The organism is Bradyrhizobium diazoefficiens (assembly GCF_016616235.1).
Lineage (GTDB): Bacteria > Pseudomonadota > Alphaproteobacteria > Rhizobiales > Xanthobacteraceae > Bradyrhizobium > Bradyrhizobium diazoefficiens_H.
Window position 1 is genome coordinate 404862 of sequence record NZ_CP067100.1, and the last position, 14110, is coordinate 418971.

13 protein-coding genes are annotated in these 14110 nt (G+C 63.0%); 10 read left to right on the plus strand and 3 right to left on the minus strand.

Translation table 11 applies throughout. The features are described 5' to 3' along the window. Window positions 1-7 precede the first annotated feature (7 nt). Window positions 8-1447, plus strand: a complete 1440-nt coding sequence (locus JJB99_RS01885) for a virulence-associated E family protein (protein ID WP_200497130.1) — start codon at window positions 8-10, stop codon at window positions 1445-1447. 1 nt (window position 1448) lies between these two features. Then, on the plus strand, window positions 1449-1832 hold the full coding sequence (locus tag JJB99_RS01890; protein WP_210347637.1) for a hypothetical protein: 384 nt from the start codon (window positions 1449-1451) through the stop codon (window positions 1830-1832). Window positions 1833-2013: 181 nt separating this feature from the next. Here JJB99_RS01890 and JJB99_RS01895 read toward each other — a convergent pair whose 3' ends face one another. Then, the gene (locus JJB99_RS01895) at window positions 2014-3243 is read right to left on the minus strand and encodes a tyrosine-type recombinase/integrase (protein WP_200497132.1); all 1230 of its coding nucleotides are present in this window, start codon (window positions 3241-3243) and stop codon (window positions 2014-2016) included. A gap of 362 nt (window positions 3244-3605) precedes the next feature. Here JJB99_RS01895 and JJB99_RS01900 point away from each other — a divergent pair, with 362 nt between their 5' ends. Continuing rightward, window positions 3606-4004, plus strand: coding sequence for a hypothetical protein (locus JJB99_RS01900; RefSeq protein WP_200497133.1), 399 nt, complete (start codon window positions 3606-3608; stop codon window positions 4002-4004). Between the two features lie 71 nt (window positions 4005-4075). Here JJB99_RS01900 and JJB99_RS01905 read toward each other — a convergent pair whose 3' ends face one another. After that, window positions 4076-5137: a polysaccharide deacetylase family protein gene (locus tag JJB99_RS01905; RefSeq protein ID WP_200497134.1), complete on the minus strand. Its 1062-nt coding sequence runs from the start codon at window positions 5135-5137 to the stop codon at window positions 4076-4078. 253 nt (window positions 5138-5390) lie between these two features. Here JJB99_RS01905 and JJB99_RS01910 point away from each other — a divergent pair, with 253 nt between their 5' ends. Together JJB99_RS01910 and JJB99_RS01915 are read left to right on the plus strand one after the other, a co-directional pair. Further along, on the plus strand, window positions 5391-5684 hold the full coding sequence (locus JJB99_RS01910) for a hypothetical protein (protein ID WP_200497135.1): 294 nt from the start codon (window positions 5391-5393) through the stop codon (window positions 5682-5684). A gap of 175 nt (window positions 5685-5859) precedes the next feature. Further along, window positions 5860-6075 (plus strand): hypothetical protein, encoded by a 216-nt coding sequence (locus JJB99_RS01915; protein ID WP_200497136.1) that lies wholly within the window; start codon window positions 5860-5862, stop codon window positions 6073-6075. A gap of 102 nt (window positions 6076-6177) precedes the next feature. Here JJB99_RS01915 and JJB99_RS01920 read toward each other — a convergent pair whose 3' ends face one another. Next, window positions 6178-7866, minus strand: a complete 1689-nt coding sequence (locus JJB99_RS01920; RefSeq protein ID WP_200497137.1) for an MFS transporter — start codon at window positions 7864-7866, stop codon at window positions 6178-6180. 141 nt (window positions 7867-8007) lie between these two features. On the opposite strand from JJB99_RS01920, the gene JJB99_RS01925 reads away from it, so the two are divergent. The 5 genes from JJB99_RS01925 to JJB99_RS01945 all read left to right on the plus strand — a co-directional run bounded on the left by JJB99_RS01925 (window position 8008) and on the right by JJB99_RS01945 (window position 13988). Next, complete coding sequence (locus JJB99_RS01925; protein WP_200497138.1) at window positions 8008-9369, plus strand: hydrolase; 1362 nt, start codon at window positions 8008-8010, stop codon at window positions 9367-9369. A gap of 33 nt (window positions 9370-9402) precedes the next feature. After that, a complete protein-coding gene (locus JJB99_RS01930) occupies window positions 9403-10770 on the plus strand; it encodes a cytochrome P450 (protein WP_200497139.1) in 1368 nt (455 codons plus the stop codon). Window positions 10771-10818: 48 nt separating this feature from the next. Next, window positions 10819-12228, plus strand: coding sequence for an adenylate/guanylate cyclase domain-containing protein (locus tag JJB99_RS01935; RefSeq protein ID WP_200497140.1), 1410 nt, complete (start codon window positions 10819-10821; stop codon window positions 12226-12228). 224 nt (window positions 12229-12452) lie between these two features. Continuing rightward, window positions 12453-12953 (plus strand): TerB family tellurite resistance protein, encoded by a 501-nt coding sequence (locus tag JJB99_RS01940; RefSeq protein ID WP_200497141.1) that lies wholly within the window; start codon window positions 12453-12455, stop codon window positions 12951-12953. A 255-nt stretch (window positions 12954-13208) separates the two neighbouring features. Beyond that, window positions 13209-13988 (plus strand): SDR family NAD(P)-dependent oxidoreductase, encoded by a 780-nt coding sequence (locus JJB99_RS01945; protein WP_200497142.1) that lies wholly within the window; start codon window positions 13209-13211, stop codon window positions 13986-13988. The last annotated feature ends 122 nt before the right edge of the window (window positions 13989-14110 follow it).

A 14110-nucleotide genomic window follows, 5' to 3' on the forward strand; every position in this document is an offset into this window, starting at 1 on the left:
CGCACCCATGGCTCGCCGCAAGAGACCGACGGAGGAAGAATTGGCCAAGGCTGATGCTGCGGCCAATGCCATCGTCGTGCCGAAAGGCTCGCGCATTAATCCCATCGAGCCGTTGCCGATCAACTGGCCTGTGATCATTGGCAAGGGCAAACCCGACAAAAACTCCCAGCTCAACGCGGTTGCAGTCATACAGGCATTGCGACTGGATTGCCGTCTTGATGTCTTTCATCAGGAATATCTCGTCAATGGCTCGGCGCTCTCGCAATTCGGCGGGAAGCTTCAGGATCATGTTGTGCGAAAGCTGGTAGAGATCGGTTGGCAGATGACCGGTTATGAACTCAGTGAAAAGGCATATCGGAGCGGCCTTCTCCGTGAATGCGAAGAGAACCAATTCCATCCGGTTAAAGACTACCTGAAAAGCAATCGCTGGGACGGGACGCCCCGGCTCGACACATGGCTGACGACGTATCTCGGGGTGAAGGATACGCCGCTTGTGCGAGCGCAAGGTGCGATCGTGCTGACTGCGGCGGTTGCCCGTATCATGAAGCCCGGCACCAAATATGATCACGTGCTCGTGCTCGAAGGTCCAGAAGGCGCGCGCAAGTCGAGCGCGGTGCGAATACTCGCCAACGGCACATTTGACGGGGACGAAAACTTTTCGGAATCCAAAATTCTCGGCGAGGACGAACGCAAGCAACAGGAACTCACGACTGGCAAATGGTTCTATGAGCTGGCTGAACTGGCTGGCTTGCGAAAGGCAGATCAATATGCGTTGAAAAATTTCGTCACCAAGCAGACTGAACGCGCTCGCGCCGCCTATGCTCATTTTGTAACAGAGCAGCCGCGGACGTGCGTCTTTATCGGCACGTTCAACACTGATGCAACCACTGGCGAGTTGGTCGAATACCTGAATCCCGGAGATCAGCGCCGATGGTGGCCTGTCCGCGTTGGTGATGTCGACATCGCGGCGCTTCAGCGCGACCGCGATCAACTGTTAGCTGAAGCTGTAGTCGCCTACGATCTCGCCATGCCGCTGTATCTCGACAAGGCACTTGAAGTGGAGGCGCGTGGCGAAGCGGCTCGACGCGAGATGGTTGACCCGCTTGCAGATACCCTCTCAGATGTCGACGCAGCCGCGCTGAAAATGTTGCAGGACAAGGTCGCCCCAAACGGCGCTGAGGTCTCGGTCGCGGATCACAACGGCGGCAAGCTTCTGACGATCGGCGACGAAGCCAAGGCCGCCGCCTTCATCACTGATGCAGAGATTTGGGTCTCAGCAAAGCAGGTGACCGATCGTGTTCCTTCAAGTCGCCAAAACGACGGTAAGGGCATCGCAGCCGCTATGCGCAAGTTGGGCTGGGTTGCCGTGCGAGACCGGCGGACCGGGTCCGTCGAGCGTGGCTACGCGCGAAATCGCGACGACCTCTCTGACCTACTAGGAGCGTGAAATGCGGAGTTGCCCCCTCCCCCGTTTTTCTTACGATGTGCCCGAATGGCTTTGCAGCCTATTGGATAGCGCGATCTATGAAGCCTACAAGGCGACTAACGGCGCTAATCCGGACTCCTCTGCATTTGAAGATGCCTTCCTTGCATCGTTGATCGAACAAGCGCCGCTGGAAGCCGTCACCGACTATCTCGACCGTGACACGGCGGCGACGCTGGCCCGCGCGCTCAATAACCGCGTTGCGCGAAGCTCTCGCATGAACGGCCGCGCACGACCCAGTGAAGTCGAGTTGCAGCACGAGCCATGGGTTCGTCTGCAAGGGCCGGACCAGGACCCAGAGCTAGACGCCATCCTGTTCGGCGACACGTCGCTATCTAACGCGGTCTAGGACAATGGCACCGGATCGAGATATCGCGAAGGCCGGGCAATCCCAAACCCGAAGCGCCGACTGCATCAAGGCCGGCCCTATTACTTTCGCGTCATCGTTCGAGCTGGCTGATCCCGAAGGGTCTCGAAAATCCAGCTCAACAATTCCCGCGTGAAGCTAGTCGAGAATAAGCCCGTCATTATCAAGTGACGAGCCGCAGCACCTCGCGCGACCAAGCGTCGAAGGCGCGAGCCTTCTCGTCCTCGAAGTCATGCTGCTTATAGGCGTCATCGTCAGCGTGGTTCAGGCAACCGTCGACCGTCTCGGTGGTGAAGCCAAGCTTCTGCATGCGCGTTGCGCCGGATCGCCGGAGATCGTGCAACGTCCAATTTGGAATTGAGGTTATGTCTGAATCATCTTCACGGGCGATCTCCAGCATGGCCGCATCTAGGCGTTTCTTCGCCTTGCTGTAACCAGTGAATGGGCTCTCACCGTTGGTGCAGAAGATGAAGCCCGCCTTGTTCTTGACGCGAGGGATGGCGTCCAAAAGCGCGAGCATCGCATCGGTTAGGAAAACTTCGTGTTCCCGGTTGTTCTTGGCCCGCTCCGCCGGAATGATCCACACGCGGCGATTACTCTTGTGGATTTCCCGGGCGCGCATTGCTGAGCCCTCGGTACGTCGCGCCAGTGTCAGGATCAGAAGCTTGACCAGATAGCCCATTGGGTACGGCTCGCGATCGCAAGCCTTCCAAAGCCATTTGAACTCGCTGTCGGTGAGCTTCCGGCGGCGCTTGTTACCCTTTGCCTTGTCGATTCCATCGCAGGGGGAGCGCTCTAACCGCCCCTGCGAGACGCACCAATTGAAGAACGTCGAGAGCACGCTGAGCATGCGCGCGGCACTATGCGGGTGCTTCCGTGCGATCGGGTTGAGCAGAGTGGTTACGTCCGCTTTGGCGATCTCGGTGAGCCGGCGCTTGCCCCACACAGGTCCGAAGCGGGTCTCGTACAGCCGATCAACGCGGTCTCCGGTGGATTGGCGCCATCCCTTCTGATTGCGGCTCTTCGGCTTCGGGGCGTCTTTCCACGCCTGCCACGCGGCAGGGAACAGCTGGGATGCATCGATCCCGGCAGCGGCCTTGCGCCGCGCCTCCGCCTTCTCTGCCGCCGGATCGGCGCCGTCTGCGACCTCCCGCAGTTTGCGATTGGCGATGCGTTGGGCTTCAGCCAACCCAAGCGCCTCTGAATATCTGCCCAGCGTCAGCTTCCGATAGCGGCCATCGCGCATGTACCGGAGCACCCAAGATTTCTGGTCGGTAGGTGTCACCGAAAGCCGAAGGCCTATGATCTTCTTATCTCTGATCTCATAACGGCCGCGCGGATCGCCCTTGGCTTCGGCGGCAGTATCCTTGGTCAAGAATCTGGGGCGGTTCATCAGGGTAGGTCCGGGGTAGGAAAATCCGCTGCCGGAAGCGTTAGTCGGTGTGGCCAACGCTGTCAAACGATACCGAACGAACCTATTGTGATCACAGCAGAATCGCCCAGAATCGTTAACCGCCGTTTGACGCTGAGAGGCCCGAATGCGTGTTTCGTAATGACGGGGTCGGGGGTTCGAATCCCTCTTGCGGCACCAGCGCTCAGATCATCCAATCGTTACAAACCGTTTGGCCCCGGGGCATCCGGCCGGGAGGAACGTGCGCAGCTTCGAATCGCGCCGCAGCCTGAGTGATCCCGGTCACATCGTCCTCAACGCAAGCTCCGTAATGTCCCGGTTACGCAAACACGGGGAGATTTCACATGCGCAAGATCATTCTGGTTGCCGCCATGGTGCTGGCTTCGGTATCTGCCCATGCGGGCGACCGCAGTCTGTCGCTGTCTGCGGTGAGCGAGCAGGCCTCCGCGCCGCAGGTGGCCGCGACAACGAGCACGGCCACACAGCTTAGCGAAGTCGCGCCGGCCACCGAAGCACCGAAATATGTCGACCGTCCGCCGGCCGTTGCCACCACTGTTACGACGCCTGTTGCGACCCCTGCGCCCGCCGCGGCGATCGCTCCGACCGCGGCCACGGCGGCCTCAGCTCCAGTCGCAACAACCAAGCCGGCGAAGACCGCAAGCGCAACGAAGGCGAAGCACAAACGCGAATCGACCGAGCGCCGCATCATCAGCGAGCTGCATCGCCACGGCATCTACTGGTAAGCGATCGTCGATCTCAAAAGCAAATGGCCGGGCGAAAGCCCGGCCATGCGCATATTGAAGCGGTGTCGCGCTTACTGCGAAACCGTCTGCACCACGCTCGATATCGGACGCAGGCTCGTGCTCGCGGTCGGCACCTTCAACTCCTTCAGCAACGCCTCGTCATATTCCGGCAGTGACTGAAGGGTCGTCTTGGCCTTGATCTGCACGACCTTGTAGCCGCCGGCCTTCAGCCGCGCGAGCAGCGCCGGCATGGCTTCGCCGGTGTGCTTCTGGAAATCGTGCATCAGGATGATGCCCTTGCCGAGCTTGTCGAGCCTTCCCATCACGGTCTCGATGATCTTCTCCGGCGTGGCGCCCTTGCGGAAGTCGAAGGAGTCGATATCGGTCGAGAACATCGCGACGTTGCGGGTGCCGAAATAGGTCACGATCGCAGGATTGTGTTGAAGCTGCGGGAAGCGGAAGAACGGCGCCGGGTCGGTGCCGAGCGCGTATTTCACCGCGCTGATGCCCTTTTCGACCTCGTCCTTGGCCATCTGCTCGGTCATCTTCTTGCCGTTCAGATTGACGTGCGACCAGGTGTGCGTGCCGACCGTGTGGCCCTGGGCCAGCACCTGGCGCAGGATTTCCGGATGATAGGTCGCATGCTTGCCGACCGAGAAGAACAGTCCCTTGGTGCATTCATCCGCGAGCGCCTTCAGCACCGCGGGCGTGTTCACCGGCCAGGGACCGTCGTCGAAGGTCAGCACGACCTCCTTGTCGGTGAGGAAGTCGAATTGCTTGAAGTGATCGAAGCCGAAGCCGGGGCCGCCGGTGGTGTCGATCTCGACCACGCGGGAGACGCCGAGCGCGTTCGGATTGGCGCAGGCCTGCTTCGGCTGCACCGGCATGACCGGGGCGGGCGCAGGCGCCGTTGCTTGAGCAAGCGTTGCCGGCTTGGCCGCGACCGTGGCGGTGGTCTCGACATCGTCCTTGGCGGCGAGTTTCGCCGGTGCCGGCAGCCGATCGGCGGCACGGGCGGCAACTGTCTTGGGCGCGCCCTGATCGGCGCGCAAGGAATAATAAAACCAACCGCCGGCGGCGATCACGACCGCCGCAAGGACACTGGCCAGCATCAGGCCCAACGCATTACGCATCGCTACTCTTTCCAATGACGCAACCAAACTTGCGGAATTTCCCGCGCGACGAGCCATTAATGCGAAGGAACAGTTAACGTGACACCAACGCGACAGCGGTTGCGGAGGAATTTCAGACGGGTGCGCCAAAGTGACCGATGTCACAGAGGACGAGCGGCCCGTGACCGTCATCACAGTGCAAACTGTTTTGTCGGAGCATCGTAGTTCCCATCAACAACGGGCCCGCCTTCCGCGGTGCCAATGGGAGCTTCAAATGACCAAATCTTTCTCGGCCAAAATTCGTGACACCAGCCTGGCGCTGGGCTTTGCCGCCATCGTCTCGATCGTGTCGACCACCTCGAGCTTCGCCTTCTCGGCCGAAGCGCAGCAGATGTGCACGGGCGATGCCTTCCGCCTGTGCTCGTCGGAAATCCCCAACATCCCGAAGATCACGGCGTGCATGATGAAGCATCGTTCGGACCTGAGCGCCGGCTGCCGCGCGGTGATGGACAAGGACCTCGCCAAGGGCGCCTCACGCAAGGTCGCTGACGCGCAGGACAGTCAGTAAGAGACCGTGCGACGCCGCAAGCGTTGCGATTGACGAGCTCCCCTCGCGATGCGCCCCGGCGTCAAGCCGGGGCCACGTGGCGGCGAAAATGTCTGCTGCCAATAAAGCCGTTGCGGCTGAGGGATCGTCGCACTAGCTTCGCCCGCTCATTCTTCCGGGTAAGAGGCATTACGCGATGACCAGATTTCTTTTCATGCTTCCTTTGCTCCTGTGCGCATCGGCTGCGTCCGCGCAACAGCAGCCCGGACACGATGCCTGTGCGCGCGATGTCACGCGCCACTGCCGCGCGGTGATGAACAATGGCGATGGCGCGGTGCTCGCCTGCCTGAAGCAGAACCGCTCCCGTCTCAGCAAGGCCTGCGACAAGGTGCTGACGGAGCACGGGCAGTAGTATTTCCCGTAGTCCGGACGGAGCGCAGCGAAATCGGGGAATCTATCGGCATGTGCGGCCCCGGATTGCGCTTCGCTCCGTCCGGGCTACGACAGCCGAGACCTACGTGCTGCTTCCCGCCGCGGTCGCGACCACCGGCAGCACCTCGGCGCTTGCGCGATCCGGCGTCTCTTCCTTCCAGCGCACCGAGCCGAACGGACGCTCCAGCATGCGGCGGATCCGCACCGGCTCGGGCCCGATGTGGAAATCGATCGCCTGCTGATGCAGCGCGCGTTCGGACTGGGTCGAGCGGTTGCGCTGACGCAGATAATCGAACCAGGTCGGGCAGTGATAGCGCTCGGTCCACAATTCCGGGTCGGCGATGTCGCGGGCGATCGACCAACCATAGGCGCCGTTGCGCTGTCTTGAGAGCTGCACGTCCTGCATCACGTTGTGGAAGGCGCGCGCATTCTCCTGGGCGACGCGGTATTCGATCTCGACCACCAGCGGGCCGCTGCGCCCGGTGATCGACAGCTTCACCTCGGGATCGGCCAGCACGTCGGCATCTTCATTGCGCGCGCCGACGCGCGGCATCGTGAGCCAGATCCCGAGTAGCGGCGAGATCAGCATCAAGCCAGCGGCAACCAGCAGCGCGATCTCGACGCCGGCGTAGTCGGTGAGATGGCCCCAGCCCCAGGCGCCGATCGCGATGCCGCCTGAAATCGAGGCCTGGAACGCGGCGAGCGAGCGGCCGGCGACCCAGCGCGGCGCCGAGAGCTGGACGCCGATGTTGAACAGCGCCACCGCCGCCATCCAGACTGCGCCGGCGAGCACCAGCGCCGCCGCGGTCAGCACCGGCTCCCTGCTGACGGCAAGCGCGGCCATCGCGAACGCCATCGATATGGTGCAGGCGCGGATCGCGGCTTCGCCGCTCATGCGCTTGCGCAGCTCGTGAATGTTGAGCGCACCGATCACGGCGCCCATGCCGAAGGCGCCGAGCATGATGCCGTAAGTCTGCGCGCCGCCATGCAGCAGGTCGCGGGCGACCAGCGGCATCAGTGCCATAATGGCGCCGCCGATCAGGCCCATCACCAGCGTGCGCAGCAGCACGATCTTGATCGGCGGCGAATTGGTGATGTAGCGGAAGCCGGACACCATGGCGCGGTTGAGCTTTTCCCGCGGCAGGCGCGACGGCTCGGTGCTGCGCCGCCAGAGCAGCAGCACCACCAGCAGCGGCAGATAGAGCACCGCATTGCAGGCAAACGCCGCGACCGCGCCGAGTGCGGCGACGATGACGCCGCCGACCGCGGGGCCGAAGCTGCGCGCGATGTTGTAGCTGATGCCGTTCAGCGCGACGGCCGACGGCAATGCGTCGGGCGGCACCTGCTCGCTGACCGAGGATTGCCAGGCCGGTCCGAACAGCGCATTGCCGCTGCCGACGACGAAGCAGAAGGCGAGCAGCGTCTCCGGCGTGATGAGATTGAGTCCGGCCAGCACCGTCAGCGCGGTTGCGCCGGTCAGCGCAATCAGCAGCGAAATCAGCGTCACGATGCGGCGGTCATACATGTCGGCGATGGCACCGGCCGGCATCGAAATCAGCATGATCGGCAGCATCAGCGCGGTCTGCACCAGCGCCACCTTGTCCGCCGAGGCCGCCATCTGCGTCATCGCCCAGGCCGCGCCCACGCCCTGGATCAGGAGGCCAAGATTGGAGAGCAGGCTGGCCAGCCAGATGCGACGGAACACGGTGTAGCGCAGCGGCGCGGTGATGCCGTCGGCCGCAATTTTCTGGCGGTTCGGCTGCTCGGTCATATCCCCTTCCATATTGGGCTGGCAGACGTCGTTTTGGGCGATTCCGGCAAAGGTCAGTGATGCCCGCGAAAGTCCTTCGCTGTCCAGTGCTTAGGCCGGTATAAGCGGTGCAAAGACCTAAGGTTTCGCCGGGAGGAACAGATGAAGCTGTCGCGACGGATGATCTTGCAGGGGGCGGGCAGCCTGCCTTTCGCCGTTGCGAGCTTGCGGAAGGGCGCGCTGGCCCAGGCGGCGCCGGATGGCGAGGTGCCGCCGATCCTGTTCGTCCACGGCAATGGCGATTACGACGCGCTCTGGATCACGACCCTGTGGCGGATGGAATCCAACGCCATCGCACGAGATCGCATGATGGCGATCAATTTCACCGATCCTCTTGCCAGGACGGACGACAAGGTCGAGGAGGCGAACCGCTCCTCGACCGAGGATCAGCGCCGCGAGCTCGCTGCTGCCATCGCGGAATTGAAACGCCGCACCGGAGCACCTCGCGTGGCGCTGGTCGGCAGCTCGCGCGGCGGCTATGCGATCCGCAACGTCATCAAGAACGGCGGGGCCGGCGATGTCAGCCATGCCGTCTTGTGCGGCACGCCCAATCACGGCGTGTTCGCAACCGACGATCAGCCCAACAGCGAGTTCAACGGTCGCGGCGCGTTCCTGCGCGGCCTGAACGAGGGCGAGAGCGAGGTGACACCGGGCGTTGCCTTCCTCACCTTGCGCAGCGACGGCATGGACAAATATGCACAACCCGACGGCCGTTTCATCGGCAAGCCCGGCATGCCGACCGGCATCACCGCAGAAGGCCCAGAGCTGAAGGGCGCCACCAATCTCGTGCTCGGCGCGCTCGACCATCGCGAACTGGCGTTTCACCCGCGCGCCTTCCGCGAGATCTACAAATTCATCGCCGGCCGTGAGCCCGTCCGGATCGCGATCGTGCCGGAGCAGAGCGTCAGGCTGGGCGGCCTCGTCACGGGCACGCCCGGCGGCGTGCCGACCAATCGTCCGGTCGCGGGTGCAACCGTCGAAATATTCCGCGTCGACCCTGATACCGGTGAGCGCAATGGCGGCGCGGTGCACAGCGCCAAGACCGGCGCCGACGGACGCTGGGGACCGGTGCAGGTCGATCCTTCCTGGTCGCTCGAATTCGTGCTGACGTCGCCGGACGCGCCGACGACGCACATCTATCGCTCGCCATTCCCGCGCTCGTCCGACCTCGTCCATTTGCGCCCCGCGCGCCCGCTCGGACCGGCAGACAAGGACGCCGGTGCGGTCCTCATCATGTCGCGACCGCGCGGCTATTTCGGCCTGCCGCGGGATGTGGTGCTGCTCGACGGCAAGGAGCCAGCCGACGTCAAGCCGGGCGTGCCTACGGATTCGACAGCAACACTGCGCCTTCCGGCCAGCGAAATCGGGCGTAACATCGTGGCTCAGTTCGGCGAAGAGCGGATTGTGGCCCGCGCCTGGCCGGCCGCCGAGAACAGGATTGCGGTTGCCGAATTGACTTACTAGCTATTTGCCTGCGTCACCTCTCGGGAGGGAGCCATGAATATCGCCAGCGTGCGTCGGCCCATCATCCCTCCGGCACCGCCGCGTGCGCCCGACGACATGTCGTTCTTTGGCCGGCTTGCCGTGATCCGGCACAACATGATCGCAACCTGGGGGCAGCGCGCCTATGAGGAAGAGGTCATCAAGGGCCGCTTTTTCCTCCGCGACAGCTTTATTCTGAACCAGCCGGATGCGATCCGGCATGTCCTGCTCAGCAACTACGAGAATTATTCGCGCACGCCGGCCGGCATCCGCATGCTGCGTCCGGTGCTCGGGGACGGCCTCCTGATTGCGGAAGGGCATTCCTGGACGTTTCAGCGCCGCACGCTGGCACCGGCCTTCACGCCGCGCGCGACCGCAAACCTCGTTCCGCACATGACGGCCGTACTCGACGAGACCATTGCGAAGCTAGATGCGCAAACAGGCAACCCGGTCGATCTGCGCGAGATCATGCAGCGCATGACGCTCGAGATCGCCGGGCGCACCATGTTCTCGTTCGGCATGGATCGGCATGGCACGACCTTGCGCAACTTCATCATGGAATATGCCGCGCGATTGGGACGGCCGTATTTTCTCGATATGGTGCTGCCCGTATCCTGGCCGAGCCCGATGGATTTTGCGCGAGCGCGATTCCGCAAGCGCTGGACCGAATTCGTCGCGATGCTGATCGCCGAGCGGCGCAAGGTCGGCAAGAAGGACGGCGCGCCGCCGCGCGACCTGTTCGATCTCATGGACGAGGCGCGCGATCCCGAGACCGGCAAGGGCTTTTCCGACGAGCAGCTCGTCGACGAAGTCGCAACCATGATCCTCGCCGGGCACGAAACCACCGCGACCGCGCTGTTCTGGGCACTCTATCTGCTCGCGCTCGATCCGGAGACCCAGGAGGAGGTGGCGTCCGAGACAAGCGGCGAGCATCTCGACAGCATGGCCGACATCGATCGCCAGAAATTCACCCGTGCCGTGATCGATGAGACCATGCGGCTCTATCCGCCCGCCTTCCTGATCGCGCGGGCCGCGCGCGAGAAGGACAATGCCGCCGGCGTCGAGATCGCCAAGGGTGACATCATCATGATCGCACCGTGGCTCTTACACCGGCACGAGAAGCTGTGGGATCAGCCGAACGCGTTCATCCCCAAGCGCTTCATGTCGAAGGAGCCGCCCGACCGCTTCGCCTATCTGCCGTTCGGCGCGGGGCCGCGCGTCTGCATCGGCGCGCCGTTCGCGCAGGCCGAATCCGTGCTGGCGCTGGCGCGCCTGATCGGTGCGTTCCGCGTCGAATTGGCCGACCGCATTCCCGTGATCCCGCATGGTGTCGTCACGACCCAGCCGGACCACTCACCTATGTTCCGCATCACGCGTCGGTGACAGGCGCTCGCCTGGTCGATGGCGCGATTCAACCAGCAGAGTCCTGTCATGAGCGACATCCAGGCCCAGTTATCCGTTCTGAAGCAGACCGCCGATTCGGCCGTCGTCGAGGCCATCGCGCAGCTGATCGCCCATGGTCATGATCGCGATCTCAACCGCATCAATGCGCTGGATTTTGCCGACCGTACCGGGCTCGATCAGGAGAAGGTCATTTCCGGATTCCTGCACGCCTCGCGGCTCGGCCTGTTCGACATGAGCTGGAACGTGCTGTGTCCCGGCTGCGGCGGAGTCTTGGGTGCGCATGCGACGTTGAAATCGCTGAAGCACGAGGATTACAATTGCGCACTCTGTGCAGCTGGATACGAGGCGTCCGTCGACGAGATGGTCGAGGTCGCTTTCACCGTCAGTCCGCGAGTCCGCCGCATCGGGGCTCACGATCCCGACACGCTGCCGATCTGGGAGTATGTGCGGCAGATGTTCTGGAGCTCCGGCGTCGACATCAACGAGGAATCGTTTGCGCGCCTGATCAACGAAGTGACGCTCGAAGCACTCGAATTGCCTGCCGGCGAAAAGGCGATCCTCTCGCTGAACCTGCCCGGCCAGTTCATCATCATCTTCGAGCCTGTCACCCATTCTGCTCATTTCCTGGACGTTCAGGGCGAGCCGACCAGCGAACGGCAGCAGCTTTCGATCATGTTCAACAAGCTGGAGGCGCCCACGGGAACCACGGTGATGCGTCCCGGGCCGCTGCGCCTCACGCTCGAGAATCAATCAGACAATCGCGTACTGCCCTCGGTCTGGATTGCCGCCGACGCGCTGCATGAGATGATCGGCAAGCGCAAGCCGATCCTGACCGCCAAGCGGATGTTGTCCAATCAGACATTCCGCGATGTCTTCAAGGCCGACAATCTCAATGTCGACCAGCGATTGAAGATCACGTCGCTGACCTTCCTCTTCACCGATCTGAAGGGGTCGACGGCGCTGTACGAGCGGGTCGGCGATCTCAGTGCCTTTGACCTCGTCCGCGCGCACTTTCGCGCGCTGCTGGAGATCATTGCCGCCGAGAAGGGTGCGGTTGTGAAGACGATCGGCGATGCCGTCATGGCGACCTTCATCAAACCTGAGCACGCAATCACCGCGGGACTACGCATGCGCGCAGCCATGGATGAATTGAACAAGCAGCGTGGCGCCAACGATCTCGTTCTCAAGATCGGCATCCATGAAGGCCCGTGCCTCGCGGTCATGCTCAACGAGCGGCAGGATTATTTCGGCCAGACCGTCAACATCGCCGCGCGCGTGCAGAGCCTGTCGACCGCGCAGGAGATCCACATCACCGGGCCGGTGCTGGATGCGCCCGCGGTCGCCGAAATCCTCCAGCAGCGCGAGATCAGACCGATCCAGAAACAGGCCGCGCTGCGCGGCATCGCCGACAAAATGGTGGTGTACGAGATTCCGTGAAGGATTTCCGCTGTCGTCCCCGCGCCCGTGCGCAATTGCGCACTAGGCGGGGACGACAGCCGGGGGCTTGGTTGGCACTTGCACGTCGACAACAGCGCCCAGATTGCCGAAACGTAATGCAGCGCGCGGAACTGACGCACGTTGCGCCGGTTGAGTTTCGCGCCCATATAATGCTGGTAGCCACCGCGCGTCTCGCGGCTTCATCGATTTCGGTAGGACCCCATATGCTCGACGGCCTGCGCCAATTCATCGCCGACATTGTCGCCCCGCATGACCAGAATCGCGCATTCGACGAGAGCGACTATCGGCTGGCGGCGACCGCGTTGCTGGTCCACGTGGTCTCGCTGGATGGTGCGCCGACGGCGGCCGAGCAGCGCAAGCTGCACAGCCTGATCGAAAGCCATTTTGGATTGGATCGCGGCACCGCCGATCGTCTGATCGCGGATGCCACTCAGGTCGAGGGCGAGGCGGTCGATCTCTATCATTTCACCAGCGTCATCATGCGCTCGCTCGATGAAGAAGCCCGCAAGCGCATCGTCCGGATGATGTGGGAGCTGGTCTATGCCGATGGCGAGGTCACCGAGTTCGAGGACAACGTGGTCTGGCGCGCCTCCGACCTGCTCGGCATCTCCCAGCGCGACCGGATCGACCTGAAGCATGCCGTTGCCGAGCATGCCGGTGGCCGGAATGGTGGTCAGGTCAGGGACGACGCCCTCGGCCGCTGAGCCGTTTCAGCTCCGGCGGCTTGCCCGTTTTATCGAGCACATGACGAAACTTTAATGTCATCGCGGCCGCGCCGGCGGCGAATTCACCTGCAAATTCCGCGGCTTTCCTGCGGCCCCGTCGCCCGTTCAAGCAGCCATGCTGCCACCGCCGCTTGCATGTCGCGCGCGGCCTATGCTCTCGTTCCACCATTGCGGGGCCAAAACACTTCAATCAACAGACATGGATCAAGAGACGTTGATCAAGAGACTTGGATCGTGACTGAGCGGGTAACGTTGATCACCGGTGCCTCGGCGGGGATAGGCACGGAGCTGGCGCGCGTGTTTGCCGCCAACGGACACCGCCTCGCATTGACGGCGCGCCGGGCTGACCGGCTGGAGGCGCTCGCGAACGAGCTTTCGTCCAAGTGCGGCAAGAAGCCGATCGTGATTGCCTGCGATCTTCAGGAAACGGACGCCGGCGACAGGATCGCCGCGGCGCTTGCGGCTGAAGGCGTCGAGCTCGATCATCTCGTCAACAATGCCGGCTTCGGCGTGTTCGGCGATGCCGTCGAGCGCGACCGCGACGAGCAGGTCGGCATCGTCGACGTCAACGTCCGGGCGCTGACCGACCTGTCGCTGCGCTTTGCCGATCAGCTCATCCGGAATAAGGGCGGTCTGCTCAATGTCGGATCGGTCGCCGGCTTCCTGCCCGGCCCGGGCATGGCCGTCTATTACGCGTCCAAGGCCTACGTGATTTCCCTCACCGAAGCCTTGCGGGCGGAGCTCGCACCGCGCGGCGTTCGCGTCACTGTGCTTTGCCCGGGTCCGGTGCCCACCGAATTCCAGGCGCGCGCCGGCGTCGGCTCCGGACATGACACCGCCCTCCTCAATGTCTCTGCCGCCGAGGTTGCACGTGAAGCCTATCGCGGCCTGATGGCCAACAAGCGGGCAGTGCTGCCCGGCCTCGGCACCAAGATCGTGCCGTTCGCGCTGCGTTTCTTGCCGCGCGGCTTCATCCTGTTCGCCACCAGCCGGTTTCAGCGGCAGCGGCACTGAAGAAAACTCCCAACATCCGTAGTGGCCCGGAGCTTGCTTCGACATCTGGCGTGAGTTTCGGGGCGTGTGTGCGCGAACTCACACGATGTTAACCTTCGCTTAGCTATGCTGGCGAGCTGAAC